This is a genomic window from Streptomyces sp. R-74717 (assembly GCF_047305335.1).
GTDB lineage: Bacteria > Actinomycetota > Actinomycetes > Streptomycetales > Streptomycetaceae > Streptomyces > Streptomyces atratus.
On record NZ_CP102361.1, the window covers coordinates 1,513,682 to 1,530,193 of the forward strand.

The window sequence follows — 16,512 nt, forward strand, 5'->3', positions numbered from 1 at the left end:
TTCCGGTCATTCCATAGAACGCGATTACTATCCGGAGGCAGGGTGCGAACCACCGAAGAGGCGCCGGCTCATTCCGGTAGCGATGCTGCGGCACCGCCCCCGCGACGGCCGCGCACGGTCCTGGCCATGAGCCCCGGACTGCTCGACGACGTCTTTCCGCCACCGGTGCGGGCCCGTCTCGAGGAGACCGCCGACCTCCTCAACCCGTTCGTGATCAGCGAGTTCGACTCCTCGGACGCCTCCGCGGCACTGAATGCGGCCGAGGTCCTGCTCACCGGCTGGGGCTGCCCACCCGTCGACGCCGCGCTGCTGGACCGGGCACCCGCGCTGCGCGCCGTGATCCATGCGGCCGGCACGGTGAAAACGTTTCTGTCCCCGGCCGCGTTCGACCGCGGGATCGTCGTCTCCTCGGCCGCCGCCGCCAATGCCGTACCGGTCGCCGAGTTCACCCTGGCGGCGATCATCATGGGCGCCAAGCGGGTCTTTCCGCTGGCCGGGCTCTTCCGCACCCGGCGCACCCACCGCACCGGCGCCGACCTCGACCGCCAGCACTGGCTCGGCACACACGGCCTGACCATCGGCATCGTCGGGGCGTCCCGGATCGGCCGCCGGGTCATCGAACTGCTCCGCGTCCTCGATGCCGAGGTACTGCTGTACGACCCGTATGTCAGTGCGGCCGAGGCGGAGCTGCTCGGTGTCACCCCGACCGACCTGGACACCCTGGTGGCGACCAGCGACGTGGTGAGCGTCCACGCCCCCGACACGCCGGAGACCCGCGGGATCATCGACGCCAGGCGGATCGGCCTGATGCGGCCCGGCACCCTGCTCGTCAACACGGCCCGCGGCCCCCTGGTGGACACCGAGGCGCTGACCGGGCACCTGGTCAGCGGGCGGCTGGACGCCGTCCTCGATGTGACATCGCCCGAGCCGCTGCCGGACGGCCACCCGCTGTGGGACCTGCCGAACGTCTTCCTCACCCCGCATCTCGCGGGCGCCCAGGGCAACGAGGTGGGACGGCTCGGTGCGCTCGCAGTGGACGAGCTCGCGCGGTACGCGCAGGGCACACCGTTCGACCACCCGGTGCACCGGGCCGACCTGGGGAGGATCGCATGAGCTCCGTCCCGGCACGGGCCAGTGCCGTGACCGGCAAGGTCTGCCCGGAAGGAGCGTCGTCCAGTGCGTGCGATCGCAAGGCGGCCGGAAGCCCTTGTAGCGGAACTACCAGGGCTTTTGGCCAACGCCGCGAGCGTGCGTGATGGGCGGCGCGACGGGGCAGAGCTTGCCGGGAGGGGCACTAGGCTCGACGTCACACAACAGCCACCAGGGGGTGAGCCGGATGCGCCGGCAGAGCACAGCCGCGGACGGACAACGGCGCGCGACGGTCACCGATGTCGCCCGGCGCGCGGGCGTCTCGACGGCCACGGTCTCCCGCGTACTCAACCGCAACTACCCGGTCGCCGAGGCGACCCGGGAGCGTGTCGAGTCCGCGATGCGCGAGCTCGGTTATGTCGTCAACGCCCATGCCCGTGCGCTGGCCGGTGTCTCCAACCGCACCGTCGGCATCATCGTCAACGAGGTCATCGACCCGTTCTACGCGTACATCGCGCGCGGCGTGGAGCGGGAGGCGGCACTCGGCGGACGGCTCTGCCTGGTCTGCTGCACCCAGGGCGACCCGCAGCGCGAGCTGGCCTTCATCGATCTGATGCATGAGCGCAGGGCGGACGCGGTGGTCGTGGTCGGCGGCTCCATCGCGGACCGCGGCTACACCACCGAGCTGGCCCGCAGGGCGCGCGAGCTGGACGCGGGCGGATCGAAGCTGGTGCTGTGCGGCAGGCCACCGCTGGGCGAGCAGGCTCCGACCGTCGCGGTCGAGTACGACAACGAGGGCGGCGCCTTCGCCATCACCGACCATCTGCTGATGCAGGGGCACGAGCGGATCCTCTACCTCGGCGGCCCGCCCAAGCTCTCCACCACCCGCGACCGGCTGGCCGGGCACCAGCGGGCCCTTGAGCTGCGCGGCATCGCCCCGGACCCCGAGCTGGTGCGGCCCGGCGCCTTCAGCCGTAACTTCGGGTACCGGCGGATGGCCGAACTGCTGCGGGACGGACCGGACTTCACCGCTGTCTTCGCCGCCAACGACATGGTGGCGGCAGGCGCGGCGCAGGCTCTGGAGGAGGCCGGGGTACGGGTGCCGAAGGACGTGTCCCTGGTGGGGTACGACGACATTCCGGTGGCCCAGGAGCTGCGGCCGCGACTGACCACTGTCCATGTGCCGCTGGAGGAGATGGGGCGCCAGGCGGTACGACTGGCCGTCACCGGCGGGGACGAGGACGACTGGCGCGAGCCGACCACGGGTGCACTGCGCCTCGGCACCCACATCGTGGTCCGCGATTCCGTTGCGCCACGGCCCGGCCGGTCCACCCGGATGTGACCGGTTACTTCCCCCCTGTCCACAGTTGGCCATAGAAAATCACAGTAACTTCCTGACTCCTCTTGCGGCTTGATAGCAACCGCTTACATGCTGGCGCCGAGTAGCACCCGTTCCGCACGCTTCCGCCCCTCACTCGTTTCTGCAGGGAGAGTTCCGCATGCGTATGCCCACAGACTCCGCCGGCCCCTCCACCGCCCCTTCCTCCGCTTCCTCCCTCGTCGGCAGGCGTTCCGTTCTCGCCGCCGCGGCCGGAGCCGGAGCGGCGATCGCCCTGGGCACCGGCACGGCCCGGGCCACGACGGCCGACACCTCCGTTTCGCAGGGGGCACGCCCGGTCCACCTGACCGTGACTGCCCGGCCCGCCGCCGAGGCCGAGCGGCTGCGGCTCGGACAGGCCCTGCGCGGCTCGGAGTTCCAGCCCACCGGCCTGTACGTCCCGGCCGGCGCGCCCCTTTCCCTCACCGTCCAGCCGTACGACGATCTGCTGCCCACCCTCTGGATCGGCGCGTGGGACTACTACGGCGAGATCACCGAGCCGCGCAGCTATCCGCTGACCGCCGGTGCGAACACCGTGACGGACCCGCACGGCGGCCCGGCCTGTCTCACCCTGGCGGGCCGTGGCGAGCGGGCCGGTGTGCTGGTCCGCTCCGGCGCCGTCCCCATGCCCGTCTTCGCCCTGGGCCGAACCTCGGAGGCCGACTACCAGCAGCAGCTGGACACGTTCACCGCATCGCCGTACGTCGAACTCCACGCGCCGCACACGATCATGACGCTCACCCGCGAGGGCGCGCTGCTGTACCGAGGCGAAGACCATGCCGCACTGCTCGGGCTGGTCGAGACGATCACCGACTCGCATGCCCGGATCAGCGGACTCGACGGCTCGAAGCCGGTGCACCGGCGCAAGGCGGGGCCGTACCACTTCACCGAGGTCAGCAAGGTCCCGGCCGGTGTCGGTGCTTACGCCACACACGGCTACAACGGCTTCCCGCGGGCCTACCTCGACCGGGCCACGACCGTCGAGGGGCTGCGGACCCGCGGCTGGGGGCTCTACCACGAACTCGGCCATCTGCACCAGCAGTTCGCCTACAAGCCCGGCGGCCTGACCGAGGTCACGGTCAACATCTACTCGCTGGCCGCACAGCGCACCCTGAAGCAGCCGTCCAACCTCCTCACGGTCGACGCGACGACGGGGCTCACCTACTTCCAGTCCGCACAGCGCAAGTTCGGTACGGCGGGGCTGAGTTACGAGAAGTCCTTCGGCGCGTACGAGAAGCTCGTCCCGCTGCGCCAGTTGGAGCTGGCCTTCGGCGACGACTTCTGGCCCCGGCTGCACAGGCTGGTGCGCGAGGAGAACCCGCAGTCCCAGTACACGGAGAACGACAAGCGCTACCGGGCCCTCGCCACCTACTCCAGCCGCATCGCGGGCTACGACCTCACGGACTTCTTCGTGAACACCTGGGCGTTCCCGATCGACGCCACCGGCAAGGCCGAGCTGGCCGCGCTGAACCTGCCGAAGCCCTCCGTCGACCCGTCCACGCTGTCGGACTGACCACCGGCGACAAGGAGCCACTGTGAACCTCAGCAGAAGAACCCTTCTCGCGGCGAGCAGCGCCACGGCCGTCACAGCCGCGACGACGCTCATGACGTCGGCCGGCGCCGCGCGCGCACGGCCCGTCGCGGCCGCATCCGCCGAAGCCGCGGTGACCGCCGACTTCGACACCCTCCTCCGACGGGCCGAAACGCTGCTCACCGGAGGTGAGTTCGACCCGGCCGACACCGACTTCACAGCGGCGCTCGCCGCCCTGTCCACCACGGCCAAGGGGCTCTGGGACGCCCTCGACCGCAGCGCCGGACGGACCGCGCTCTGGCCCGACCTCGCACCGCTCACCGACCCGGGCAACTTCGGTCAGAGCTACACCCGGCTGCGCACGATCGCGGTCGCCTGGGCGACCGAGGGCACTTCCCTCACCGGGAGCACAGAGGTGGCGGACGCCCTCGTAGCCGCTCTGCGCTTCACGTACGACACCGCGTACAACCCGGCCAAGCGCGAGACCGGCAACTGGTGGTTCTGGGAGATCGGCGCCCCGCGTGCCCTGATGGACTGCTCCGTCGTCCTCCGCGACCGGCTTCCCGCAGCCGATCTGACGGACTATCTTTCGGTCGTCGACCGGTTCTGCCCGGACGCGGACCGGCGTACCAACTCCCCGTCGCTCGCGGAGACCGGCGCGAACCGCACCGACAAGGCCGTCATCGTGGCGCTGCGCGGACTGCTGGGGCAGGACGCCGGCAAGCTCGCCTCCGCCCGTGACGCGCTCTCCGATGTGCGCGACTCGGGCCGCAACAGCCTTTTCCGCTATACGAGTTCGGGTGACGGCTTCTACGAGGACGGCTCGTTCGTCCAGCACGAGGTGGTCGCGTACACCGGTTCCTACGGCATCGTGCTGCTCAATGGCACGGCCTATCTGCTGGCGCTGCTGGCGGGCTCCGAGTGGGCGGTCGCCGACCCGAAGGTGTCGGTGATGTACGAGGCCGTCGAGCGGACCTTCGCGCCGGTGGTCTTCGACGGGCTGATGATGGACTCTGTGCGCGGCCGGGCGATCTCCCGGGAACGCGCCGGGGACCACCGCGACGGTGCGACGGCCGTCGCCGCGATCCTGCTCCTCGCGACCGGCGCACCCGCCGAGTACGCGGGGCGCTGGCGGGCGCTGGTCAAGGGCTGGCTGACCCGTAACCGCACCACTCCCTTCACGGCTCTCGCGACGCTTCCCCAGCTCGCCCTGGCGAAAGCCGTCCTGAACGACCGGACCGTGAAGGCCGAGGCTCGTACGACCGGCACCTTCGTCTTCGCCGACATGGACCGCGTCGTGCACCGCCGTCCCGGCTGGGCCTGCGCGCTGTCGCTCTCGTCGAAGCGGATCTCGGCGTACGAGGCGGGCAACGGCGAGAATCTGCACGGCTGGTACACCGGCGACGGCATGACGTATCTGTACGACGGCGAAGACCTGGGGCAGTTCAACAACGGCTTCTGGCCCACCGTCGATCCGTACCGGCTCCCCGGCACCACGGTCGACACCCGGCAGCGGACCGATCTCGGCACGGGTGCCGGTACGTCCACCTACCGTCCCACGAACGCCGTGGCGGGCGGCGCCGTGCTGGACGGCCGGTACGGCGCCGCCGCGATGGAGGTGATCGGCGCCCAGGGCACCACCCTGCGGACGAAGAAGTCCTGGTTCCTGCTGGACAACGCGGTGATCGCGCTCGGCGCGGGCATCACGGCGAGCGACGGCCGTCCGGTGGAGACGATCGTCGAGAACCGCAACCTCGGCACGGACGGCAGCCACCGGCTGCTGGTCGACGGCGTCCGGCAGCCCGTCGAGCAGGGCTGGGCCCGGGACTTCGACCGAGCGCGTTGGGCGCACATCGACGGCGTGGGCGGCTACGTCTTCCCCGAGGGAACCGCCCTGCGCGCCCTGCGTGAGCAGCGCACCGGCACCTGGCGGGCCATCGACACCGGGGCGGACACAGGCGGCAGCACCGATCCCGTCACCCGCCGCTATCTCACGCTCCGGGCCGATCACGGCAGCTCCCCCACCGACGCCCGGTACGCCTATGTGCTGCTGCCCGGCGCATCGGCGGCGGCAACCGCGGTCTGGTCGCACTCCCGGCCGGTCCGGATCGTCGCGAACGACGCCACCGCGCAGGCCGTGGAGGTACGCCGGGCGGGACTGACCGCGGTGAACTTCTGGGTCGCCGGGACCGCGGCCGGGATCACGGCCTCCGGTCCGGCGTCGGTGCTCGTGCAGCGCCGGGGCGGACACGTCCTTGTCGCGGTCGCCGACCCGAGCCGGACGCTCACCACGCTCTCGGTCGAGCTGCCGTTCCCCGTACGGTCGGTGGTGGACGCCGATGACACGGTGAGCCTCGTCCCGGGCCGCAGGCCCGTACTCACCGTCGCCGTCGGCGGCTCGCGCGGCCACACCCACCGAGCCGAACTCAGCCGGTAATCCACCCCTTCGCACCCCCTCCGAGGAGCAGCACCACCATGTCCGTCGCACCGCATCTGCAACTGCCGCCGCCCGACCGGATCCTGTCCTCCCGTACCGGCTGGACCCGGGCCCACTGGGAGGCGACGGCCGACCGGATGCTGGACGCGCTGGTGCCGTACGCGACACCCGGCTTCGCGCAGTACCGGCTGCCCGGCCGGAACAGCTGGTCGGGTGTCGTCTCGGACGGTCTGGAGGGTTTCGCCCGGTCGTTCCTGCTCGCCGCCTGCCGGATCGCGGGAGCGGGCGGGGCGGTCGACCCCGCACTGATCGAGCGGTACACAGCGGGCCTGGCCGCGGGCACGGACCCCCGCAGCGGTGAGTCCTGGCCGCGGCTGACGGACTGTTCGCAGCAGATGGTGGAGGCGGCGTCGGTCGCGGTCGCACTGCACGAGACCCGGCCGTGGATCTGGGACCGGCTGGACGCCCGGGTCCAGGAGCGGGTCGTGGACTGGTTCTCCGGGTTCGTCGGCGGGCGTACCTGGGACAACAACTGGCGCCTCTTCCAGGTGGTGTCCGAGCAGTTCCTCGCCTCGGTCGGCGCCCCCTACAGCCGCTCCGACATCGAGAGCAATCTGGACCGGATCGAGGACTGGTACGTCGGTGACGGCTGGTACACCGACGGCGACGGCCGGAACTTCGACTACTACATCGGCTGGGCCATGCATCTGTACCCGCTGCTGTGGTCGCGGATCGCGGGCGCCGACGACGGGGGCAGGAGCGAGGTCTACCGGCAGCGGCTCAGCCGGTTCCTGGAGGACTACCCGCACTTCTTCGGCTCCGACGGTGCACCGGTTCACCAGGGCCGTTCACTGACATACCGGTTCGCCGCTCTCGCACCTGTGTGGATGGGGGCGCTGGCCGACTGCACCCCGCTCGCGCCGGGGCTCACCCGCCGGCTCGCCTCGGGCACGATGCGGCACTTCGCAGAGCGCGGCGTGCCGGACGAGCGGGGGCTGCTGACGCTCGGCTGGTACGACACGTTCCTGCCGAGCACCCAGCCGTACTCCGGTCCCGCCTCACCGTACTGGGCGAGCAAGGGTTTCCTCGGGCTGCTGCTCCCGGCGGACCATCCGGTGTGGACGGCACGGGAACTCCCGCTGCCCGTCGAGGAGTCCGACCAGTACACCGCGCTGCCCGCACCCGGCTGGCTGCTCCACGGAACCCGCGACGACGGCATCGTGCGGCTGGTCAATCACGGCAGCGACCACAATCCGCCGTACGACGAGGCGGCCGACCCGTCCGAGGGTGCGGACGATCCGCACTACGCGAAGTTCGCCTACTCGACGGCGACGGCCCCCGAAGCCGCCCCGCACGCCGTGACACGCTCCATCGACGGCCATCTGGCACTCGTCGCCCCGGACGGCACGCCGTCGCTGCGCCGCCGGATCCATCCGCTGCGCTGCGAGGACCGCATTGCCGCCTCCTGGTACGCGGCCCGGCTGCCCGGTGACGACCGTCCGTACCGGATCGAGACGACGAGTGTGCTGCACGGGCCGTGGGAGATCCGGGTGCACCGGGTCGAAGCGCCCGAGGGTGCGGTGGTGCGGGAGGGCGGTCACGCGGTCGCTCATGCGGACAGCCCGTTCGCCCTGTCGGGTCCCGACTGGGCGCTCGCCCGTACGGCCGACGGTCTGAGCAGCGCCCTGATCGCGTTGTACGGCTGGGACGGTGGTACCGAAGGGGCCGCTGTGGCACGTGACGTCCAGTCAAATGCGTACGGACCGCGTTCCGCGATCCCGTATCTGTGCAGCCGACCGCACCCGGGCGGGCAGAGCATCCATGTATCGCTCGTCGCCCTTTCCCAGGACACCGTTCATCCGGAGGCGCTGCGCGACTCGGTGCGGGTACGAGCGGGTGCGGACTCGGTGGTGCTGACGTTCCTGGACGGTACGACGGTCGAGGTCTGAAGACGGTCGAGGTCACGTCGTGGTCAAGGTCTGATCGCGGCCGGAGACTGTTCACGGACCGGGCCGCCGGGGGCCGCCCGGTCAGATCCCGATGCTGTTGTCCTCCCGCCGATGGATGTGGCCGACGAGTTCCTGCGCCAGGGACTTGATCGTGTCGAGCCCTGCCCTGCCCCACGGGCGGGGCACGGTGTCGACCGCGCAGACGGCGCCCAGGGCGATGCCCGTGCGATCGATGAGAGGCGCGCCGAGGTAGGAGCGGATGCCTATTTCGTCGACTACTGGATTCCCGGCGAACCGTGGGTAGTCGCAGACGTCCTCCAGCACGAGCGCCTTGCGCCGTACGACGACATGCGGGCAGTAGCCGCGGTCGAGGGCCACATACCGGCCGCCGCGGCTGCCCGCGGCCGTGGCGCCCAGGTCGAAGCCCTTGTGCGCGCCGGCCGGGGTGTGCAGTCCGGCGTGGAACTGCCGGTTCCCGTCGATGAAGGTGACCATCGAGAAGGGCACTTCGGTCACTTCGGCCACCCGGTCGGCGAAGGCGTCGAAGTTGTCGAACGAGGCATCGGCGCGTTCCCCGAGACCCAGGGTCCGTAGCCGCTGGGTACGGACGAGGGCGTCGCGGTCGACAGGCGTGAGCAGCATCCGGCCGCCGGCATGCAGGGTCACGGGTGTGCTCCGAAGCCGGACAACGGGGCCGGGGCGGAGGTGGCGTTGATCAGGTGCTGGACCAGTGTGACCAGTGTCCCGGTGCCAGAGCTGGCGATCCGGGCGTCGCAGAGCACGACCGGTACGTCCGGCCCCAGGTCGAGCGCGGCCCGTACCTCCTCGGGTGCGTAGCGGTAGGCGCCGTCGAACTCATTCACCGCGACGATGAATCCGATGCCGCGCCGCTCGAAGAAGTCGACGGCGGCGAAGCACTCCGCGAGCCTGCGGGTGTCCGCGATCACGACCGCTCCGAGCGCCCCCTGGGAGAGCTCGTCCCACATGAACCAGAAGCGTTCCTGGCCGGGAGTGCCGAACAGATAGAGCACATGCTGCTCGTCGAGCGTGATGCGGCCGAAGTCCATCGCCACAGTGGTCGAGGTCTTGGACTCGATGCCCTCGAGACTGTCGGTGGCGGCGCTGACCTGGGTCAGCAGCTCTTCCGTGCTCAGCGGTGCGATTTCGCTGACCGCGCCGACGAAGGTCGTCTTGCCGACGCCGAACCCGCCTGCAACCAGCACTTTGAGCGCGACGGGAAAGCCTTCGGAGCCACCGGAGTCATAGGCACCGCTGATCCCGGCGGCTCCACCGGAGCCATAGGTACCGCCGGAGACATAGGCGCCACGGGGGGCGCCGTAGCCTTCCGGATGGCCATGCCCTGCGTGGCTTGCGTGGCATCCGAAGCCTTCGGAGCTTGCGCTGTTCTCGTACGCGGCGGAGCTGCCGAAGCCGTCAGAGCTGTCGTCGTAAGCCATCGAGCACTGCCTCCAGCAGAGATCGGTCGGTGGGCATGTCATGGAAGGCGGGCGGGTGCGCGGTGACTGCCCCGCAGTCCACCAGGTCGGAGACGAGCACCTTGGTGACGACTGCGGGCAGCCGCAGATGGGCGGCGATCTCGGCCACCGAGGTGGGGCCGCCGCACAGCCCCAGCGCGACGGAGTGCTCGGGACCGAGATGGATCTGCGGCTCGGTCCCGGTGGCCATCACCAGGGAGAGCAGGTCGAGCACGGTCGTCGGACGGGTACGGCCGTCGCTCACGGTGTACGGGCGAATGAGCCGGCCTGCCGCGTCGTCGAGCAACGGCCCGTCCTGCGGAACCGACACCCTCACAACCCCGCGGCGCTCGATGTCCCGGCCGCTTGTCTCGCCGGAGTCATCAGATAGGGCCGGACGCTCTTGACCAGCATGGTCATCTCGTAGCCGAGCACCGCCGCGTCCGCCTCGCGGCCGGCGAGAACGGCGAGGCAGGTGCCCGACCCGGCGGTGGATACGAACAGCAGCGTGGAGTCGAGCTCGACCACCACCTGTCTTACGTCGCCGCTGTCACCGAAGCGCGCGCCGGCACTGCGGCCGAGCGAGTACAGGCCGGCGGCCAGCGCCGCCATGTGGTCGGCGCTGTCGGCGTCCATGCCGTGGAGGGACTTCACCAGCCCGTCGGCGGAGAGGAGGACTGCGCTGCGTGTGTACGGCACGCGCTGGACCAGTCCGCTCAGCAGCCAGTCGAGGTCCGAGACCTGACCGGACGGCATATCGGTCGCCATGGTGCATCTACTCCTTGGAGGTATTCGCTTCGAGGGGGTCGGTGGCTGGGGCCACGCCCTGATCCAGGGAAGGATCCAGGGCCGGATCCGGGACCGGGTGATGCGGCGCGGCGGTCGCGATGAGTCCGCGGACCGGCAGCGGTCCGGGCGGGGTCTGGGCCTGCCAGGTCTGCGGGGCCACCGTTTCGCGGCTCGTGTCCGGGACCCGTTCGGTGTCCGCCTCGGATTCGCTACGGGCCTCCGCGAGTTCGATGCCCCGACGGAAGGCTGCCATGAGTCCCGGGTCGTGCAGGGCTTGTTCGCCCTCGGTGCGCGGGGCCGGTGCCTCTCTGAGCTGCGGAACCAGGTGCTCCTGGTTGGCGCGCCTGGGTAGTTGGGGCCTGCCCATGGTCCCGCGTACGACCCCGGGCTCGGATTGGAGCGCCGTAGCGGTTTCGTCCGTGCGCCGGATTCCGGGACGGGCATCGGCCGGAGTGGGGCGGTCGAGGCGCTCGGCGCGCAGTGGGAGCGGTGGGGCTTCTCCCTCGCGTCTCGCCTGCTGGGGCGGTTGATGCAGGCGGAGCGGTTGAGTGGGTACGTACGGCTGCCGGTCGGCGCTCGCCTGCGGGGCCGGTGACGGGCCCGGACCGGGATTCAGGGTCGGGTTCGGCTTGCGGTGGCTTCCGGTGTCGGCCTCGGCCGGCGGACGGTGTGCAGGCCCCGGGGGCGGGACCGGAGCTGCGTCGACCTCGGCCGGAGCATCCCCGTCCACGCCCAGCAGGGACTGCGGGAGAACGAGTACGGCCTGCGTGCCTCCATAGATGTTGCTCTGCAGCCTGACCGCGATGCCGTGCCGTCGGGCGAGTGACGCGACGACGAACAGGCCGATCCGGCCGTCCTGCAGGAGATGGGACACATTGACCTGGTCGGGGTCGGCGAGCAGGGCGTTCATCCGCTTCTGCTCGTTGCCCGGCATGCCCAGGCCCCGGTCCTCGACCTCCAGGGCCAGTCCGGCGGTGACCTGCTGGGCACGGAGCAGCACTTGGGTGTGCGGGGCGGAGAACACGGTGGCGTTCTCCACGAGTTCGGCCAGCAGATGAATCACATCGGCCACGGCGTGTCCGCGCAGCGTGCCGTCGATCGGCGGTACCAGTTTGACCCGCGGGTACTGCTCCACCTCGGCGATCGCCGAGCGCAGCACCTCCGTCATGGTGACCGGGTTGCTCCACTGGCGCCGGGAGACGGCGCCACCGAGGACGGCGAGGTTCTCGGCATGCCTGCGGATGCGGGTGGCGAGATGGTCGACATGGAAGAGGCCCTTGAGCAGATCGGGGTCCTCGACCTCGTGCTCCAGCTCGTCGAGCAGCTGGATCTCGCGGTGTACGAGCGACTGCAGCCGGCGGGCGAGATTGACGAACACCTCGACTTTCTGGTCCTCGCCGGTGCGGTCGGAGAGCCGGGACGCCTGCATGACCGCGGCCACGGCGACTTCCTGCTGGCGGCCGAGTTCCTGCGCGAGCAGCTCGAAGGCGTCGCTGCCGGGCGCGGCGGGCTGCGCGGGCCTGCGTGCGGGCACGGATTCGCCGTTGCGGAGCTGTTCCACCACCCGCTGAAGTTCGGCCTGGCCCTGTGCGCTGGCGCGGCGGAGCGCCAGGCAGCGGCCGAAGACGGTGGTGGCGACTCGGTTGGCGGCCAAGTAGGCGGACAGCACGGCGGCGACGGCCAGTGCACCGGCCCCGCCCAGTGCGGTCCACAGTTCGGTGGACGGCCGGGCTCCGGTGGAGCGGACGGTGAAGATGACCGCTGCGGCTCCGCTCAGCACCGCGGCGACGGTCGGCAGCATCGCGGTGCGCAGGAGTTGGGGGCGTATACGCGCCTCGGGGGATGGCTGGGCGGCACGCGGCCTGGCCGTGGCCGAGTGGGAACGGGCGCCCGGTCGGCCGTGCCGTCCGCCCTCTCGGCGTTCCGGTCGCGCTTCGGGTGCGCGAAGTTGAGACATCAGTGTCCTCGGTACGTGGGGCACCAGGAATCGGCGTTCATGCGGTGGCACCTACGGTGGTCGGTCAGGCTCGGTTCATCGGTCGGGCAGGCTCGAAAGATGTGAGCCCACCGTTGATCACCGGACACACACGGTAGTCGTCAAGCGCGCAGGTGCGACGGGCAGTTGTCGAACTTGCCCGCCATCCGTCCCGCTCTGGTATGACCTCTCGCACGAGAGAGCGATTTCTCCGCATTGGCACCTGGTCGACGGACACCCGAACGGCCTACAGGAGCGAACCCCTGAACACACGGAACAGCTCGGCCCGTCCGGTCAAGCCGCACGGGCCGAGCCGTCCGACGCTCTGCGGTCGACTGAGCTCTCCCTGCCCGAAACGGCGTCGAGCCCCGCCGCGACGAGACGGAGTGCAAGACCGCATCATGACGCGGGTCCGGGCACAAGGCAGCCCCACCCCCACGTTGAGCCGAAGGAGTGGGGCGCTCGGCATCAGGACGTGACGATGCGGGCCTCTACACGGAGACCGGATGCCTTTCGCGAAGTCGGCAGCGGAACGTACTGCCGTGCCTCCTTAGCCTTCTCCCGTCGAGGGGGGACCATCAATAGCCTGGATCACCTGCTGCTGTCCGGCTTCCGTCAACTTGGCGAACGCCTGGGTTATCGCGTGCAGGCTCTCGCCCCTGTCCCGCGTCACCGTTCGCCTGCGAGATCGAGGTCGCGATCGAGGTTGTCCGGAGCAACGACCGTCGGCTCGGTACGGCGCCAGGGGTGTGTGATCGGGGCAGCCACGGCACGCCACCAGGGATCGACGGGAAGCCTTCCCGCGGGCTCGAAGGGCTCGCCCGGTCGCGGAAGTGCGGCCGCTTGCCCGGCTTCCTCAGCAGCGTCCTTGGTCCACTCACCGGGCTCTGCCCACGCGTGCGGGGCGAGATTGAAGGTGGCCCAGTGGATCGGGAGCATCGCGCCGAGCGGCTTGCCGCCCTGGAGATCCAGATGGGCCCGCATGCCCTCGGCCGGTGTCATATGAATGTCGGGCCACACCTTGCTCTTGACTCTTGGAGCTGATAGAACGCCCCGCCTGTGAAAGTTCCTGGCTGGCACCCGCTTGCCTTGATGCCCGTGTGACGCCCGCGGGTCGCCGCTACGCGCACGTCACACGAGGACGTTGATCAGAACCGGCTAGCTGGCGCGAATGACTCCTTCCTCGTCTCGTCACCAGCCACCCGCCGGCACAGGGTCGTCAGATGAGTGATGAGGTTCGTTGTCGGCTGCGTACTGATCAGCAACGATGAAGATGCGGGCACAGTCTGGGCACTCGGCACGGCCGAAGAGGTACGTGAGACCCTCGGCCATCTCGGCGAGGCCAAGGGCGCGGGCCGTGTCGTACATCCGCTTACCCAGGCCGCTGAGTTCATCAGCAGGGGACGGGTGGAGAAGGCGGCGGCGGACATCTCCTTCGTCCCAGTCCCGATAGGCCGAGTACCGGCCGAAATCGCCGATCGAGAGGGTGACGGGCAGGTCGCAGTGGGGGCAGCTCACGGTGTAGAAGCCGTCTTCGAAGTCGTACTCGGCCAAGCTCCAGCCACTCGCACCGGCGAAAGCGAGATCCGCCCTGGAGAGAGCCATCGTGCTCGCCGGTGAAAGGCCGCCGCCGTCGATGCGCAGGGCGACCATCCGCCCGTGGACCGGGGCACACCAACTTCTGGGACGGGGGTGGACGCGGCCACGGCCTTGGTAACGCCTTCACCGACGCGGAGTTCGCCGGCTTCTTTATCGACCAAGCAGGCGCGGACACCCCGGCACAGCCTGCCGGGCCGGTCGCGTCCGAAAGGGTCCTGTTGGCCGCAGCAGGTAACGGAGCACTGTCAGTGGCGGGTGGCAGCATCGGGCGTATGACGGACACCACGGCATTCGACTGGCGGCCCTTCCTGCTCAGGTGGAGCGGGGAGTGGGCGGATTCCCTGCCGGACGGCGAGGCGCGGGGCGAGGACGACGAGGCCGCGCGGCGGGCGCGGTGGCTGGGGTTCCCGCCCGCGTCCGAAGAGCGGATCGCAGCCATGGAGGAGCGCCTCGGCCGACGGATGCCCCCGTCGTACCGGGAGTTCCTCAAGGTCAGCGACGGGTGGCGGCACGCGGGCGGGTTCGTGTGGCTGCTGGCGGGGACCGAGGACGCGCGCTGGCACAACGACGAGTCGGGGCTCGCGGAGATGTTCGAGGAGTACCTGGACGAGGACGCCGGGCCCGAGGAGCGGCTGGAGGTCGACATCTGGCGGCGCGGGCTGCAGCTCGACGTGGAGTCCGACATCACGCACGTCCTCCTGGACCCCCAGGACGTGGACGAGGACGGTGAGTGGGCCGTGTACACGTGGGCGAGCTGGCGGGCCGCGCCGCCCGAGCGGCACGCGAACTTCCTCGATTTCATGCGGGAGATGTACCGGGAGTTCCACAGTCTGCGGTCGGATCGGAGCGACGGGGAGCCGGTGTTCGTCAACGACACGACGCGAAAGCTGGACACCCAGGTGGAGGAGGCCCGACCGGAGGCGCTGCGCGGCGGCTGGGAGCGGGCCGAGAAGGCGCTGGACGAGGCCAAGGAGTACGGCAGACCGCGGGCGGCCGGGCTGGGTGACCAGATACGCCGCCTGCTCGGACAGACCTACATGGTGTACTTCGAGGACTTGGTGACCGACCCGCGGTACGCGCCCGATCTGCTGCCGCCGCTGGTCGCCGAGCACGCGGCGCACTCGTACCGGGACGACTCCACGCTGACGTTCCATCTGCGGGGCGCCGACGACGACCTGGTGTCACTGGCTTACGCGACGCTGGACCAGGTGAGGAGTGGCACATACCGGTACGCGGCGGCCGGCCCGTTCGGGGAGGCGGTCGAGCGGGCACGGGAGCTGGCGCGGTGGGGTGACACCGACGGGGCGTGGCGGACACTGAAGAACGCTGTGCCCCTGTGGGAGCCGCTGGGCCCGGACCACCTAGCGCCGCTGGGGTGGGTGGCCGACCCCTTGCTCGGGCCGCTGCTGACCCCGGAGCGGGGCCGCGAGCTGCTGTCCACGCCAAGGGGCGGGCAGGCGGGTGAGGCACCGGGGCCGGCGTCCGGGCTCGACCCGGGCGACCTGGCGTGGCTCGCGGAGCCGGACCCGGGCGACAACCGCACGTCCTACCGGTTCGTCCTGGTGGAGGGGGTGGAGCCGGAGGAGCTGCCCGGACGTCTCGCGGACGGGGACGGCACCGTGCTGAACCAACCCGTGCCCTTCTGGGAGGCGCGCCGCGGTTCGCTGCACGACCAGAGGGAGTTCTCGTCCTACGACGACAGGGCTCTCATGGCGGTCGGCCGGGCCGGCACCGGCTGGAGCTTCGCCTTCGACGGCGACCCTGCCCCGTTCCACCGGCAGCGGTTCGTCTCCCCGGCCGCGGCCGCCAGCGCGGGCACCCGCGCGGTGGTGGTGTGGAGCGGCCTGAGGACGTGGCACGGGGAGCCGTTCTTCCACCTTTCGGTGGCGCGAGACGGCGCCGAGCAGTACGCATTCACGTACGCGGACGGAGAGATCCAGAAAAGCGGGGAGATACCGCGGGCACTGGACCCGAGCCTGTTCTTCGGTGACCTGGAGGACGGCGCCGAGGCGGAACGGTCGCTGCTGGAAGCGGTGACCGTGGAGTTCGGTGCCCATCTGCCGCGTCACGCAATCGTAAACGGACGGCTGCACACGTTCGCCACCCGTTCCTGGACGCGGCCGCCCAGGAACGGAGAGACGTACGCGGTGATCCGCCTGCACCGTGGAGCCCCACGCCCGGCGAGCGGCGAGCGGACGGGAGACGACGGGCCGGGGAGCAGGTAGAGGCCGGCCGGGCCGCGCACATTGGGCCGCTTGGAGTTCGAGAACGGTGAGCGGGGACCGAAGGC

At 70.6% G+C, this 16,512-nt stretch carries 12 protein-coding genes and 1 pseudogene; 6 read left to right on the forward strand and 7 right to left on the reverse strand.

Annotated elements, in window-relative coordinates; all coding sequences use genetic code 11:
* Positions 1-126 precede the first annotated feature (126 nt).
* From NRF20_RS06985 to NRF20_RS07005, 5 genes are all read left to right on the forward strand, one after another.
* On the forward strand, positions 127-1,113 hold the full coding sequence (locus NRF20_RS06985; RefSeq protein WP_398632754.1) for a hydroxyacid dehydrogenase: 987 nt from the start codon (positions 127-129) through the stop codon (positions 1,111-1,113).
* A 223-nt stretch (positions 1,114-1,336) separates the two neighbouring features.
* Positions 1,337-2,431 carry a LacI family DNA-binding transcriptional regulator gene (locus NRF20_RS06990; RefSeq protein ID WP_398632753.1) on the forward strand — a complete coding sequence of 365 codons (1,095 nt, stop codon included), beginning with the start codon at positions 1,337-1,339 and terminating at the stop codon, positions 2,429-2,431.
* Between the two features lie 163 nt (positions 2,432-2,594).
* A complete protein-coding gene (locus tag NRF20_RS06995) occupies positions 2,595-3,980 on the forward strand; it encodes a M60 family metallopeptidase (protein ID WP_413754542.1) in 1,386 nt (461 codons plus the stop codon).
* A 22-nt stretch (positions 3,981-4,002) separates the two neighbouring features.
* Positions 4,003-6,435 (forward strand): polysaccharide lyase 8 family protein, encoded by a 2,433-nt coding sequence (locus tag NRF20_RS07000; protein ID WP_413752229.1) that lies wholly within the window; start codon positions 4,003-4,005, stop codon positions 6,433-6,435.
* A gap of 38 nt (positions 6,436-6,473) precedes the next feature.
* A complete protein-coding gene (locus NRF20_RS07005) occupies positions 6,474-8,384 on the forward strand; it encodes a DUF2264 domain-containing protein (protein ID WP_398632751.1) in 1,911 nt (636 codons plus the stop codon).
* 81 nt (positions 8,385-8,465) lie between these two features.
* Here NRF20_RS07005 and NRF20_RS07010 read toward each other — a convergent pair whose 3' ends face one another.
* From NRF20_RS07010 to NRF20_RS07040, 7 genes and pseudogenes are all read right to left on the reverse strand, one after another.
* Entirely contained in the window at positions 8,466-9,050 is a 585-nt protein-coding gene (locus NRF20_RS07010) for a GAF domain-containing protein (RefSeq protein WP_398632750.1), read from the reverse strand.
* Positions 9,047-9,661 carry a GTP-binding protein gene (locus tag NRF20_RS07015; protein WP_266365038.1) on the reverse strand — a complete coding sequence of 205 codons (615 nt, stop codon included), beginning with the start codon at positions 9,659-9,661 and terminating at the stop codon, positions 9,047-9,049. Before NRF20_RS07015 ends, NRF20_RS07010 begins: the two co-directional genes overlap by 4 nt.
* Before the next feature lie 157 nt (positions 9,662-9,818).
* A complete protein-coding gene (locus NRF20_RS07020) occupies positions 9,819-10,190 on the reverse strand; it encodes a DUF742 domain-containing protein (RefSeq protein ID WP_114247874.1) in 372 nt (123 codons plus the stop codon).
* A 2-nt stretch (positions 10,191-10,192) separates the two neighbouring features.
* The gene (locus tag NRF20_RS07025) at positions 10,193-10,627 is read right to left on the reverse strand and encodes a roadblock/LC7 domain-containing protein (RefSeq protein ID WP_266355709.1); all 435 of its coding nucleotides are present in this window, start codon (positions 10,625-10,627) and stop codon (positions 10,193-10,195) included.
* 7 nt (positions 10,628-10,634) lie between these two features.
* Entirely contained in the window at positions 10,635-12,605 is a 1,971-nt protein-coding gene (locus NRF20_RS07030; protein WP_413752230.1) for an ATP-binding protein, read from the reverse strand.
* A 687-nt stretch (positions 12,606-13,292) separates the two neighbouring features.
* Positions 13,293-13,649 (reverse strand): annotated as a pseudogene (locus NRF20_RS07035) (MBL fold metallo-hydrolase); the annotation flags it as partial.
* 165 nt (positions 13,650-13,814) lie between these two features.
* Positions 13,815-14,276 (reverse strand): hypothetical protein, encoded by a 462-nt coding sequence (locus NRF20_RS07040; protein WP_413752231.1) that lies wholly within the window; start codon positions 14,274-14,276, stop codon positions 13,815-13,817.
* 218 nt (positions 14,277-14,494) lie between these two features.
* On the opposite strand from NRF20_RS07040, the gene NRF20_RS07045 reads away from it, so the two are divergent.
* Positions 14,495-16,447, forward strand: a complete 1,953-nt coding sequence (locus NRF20_RS07045; protein ID WP_413752232.1) for an SMI1/KNR4 family protein — start codon at positions 14,495-14,497, stop codon at positions 16,445-16,447.
* The last annotated feature ends 65 nt before the right edge of the window (positions 16,448-16,512 follow it).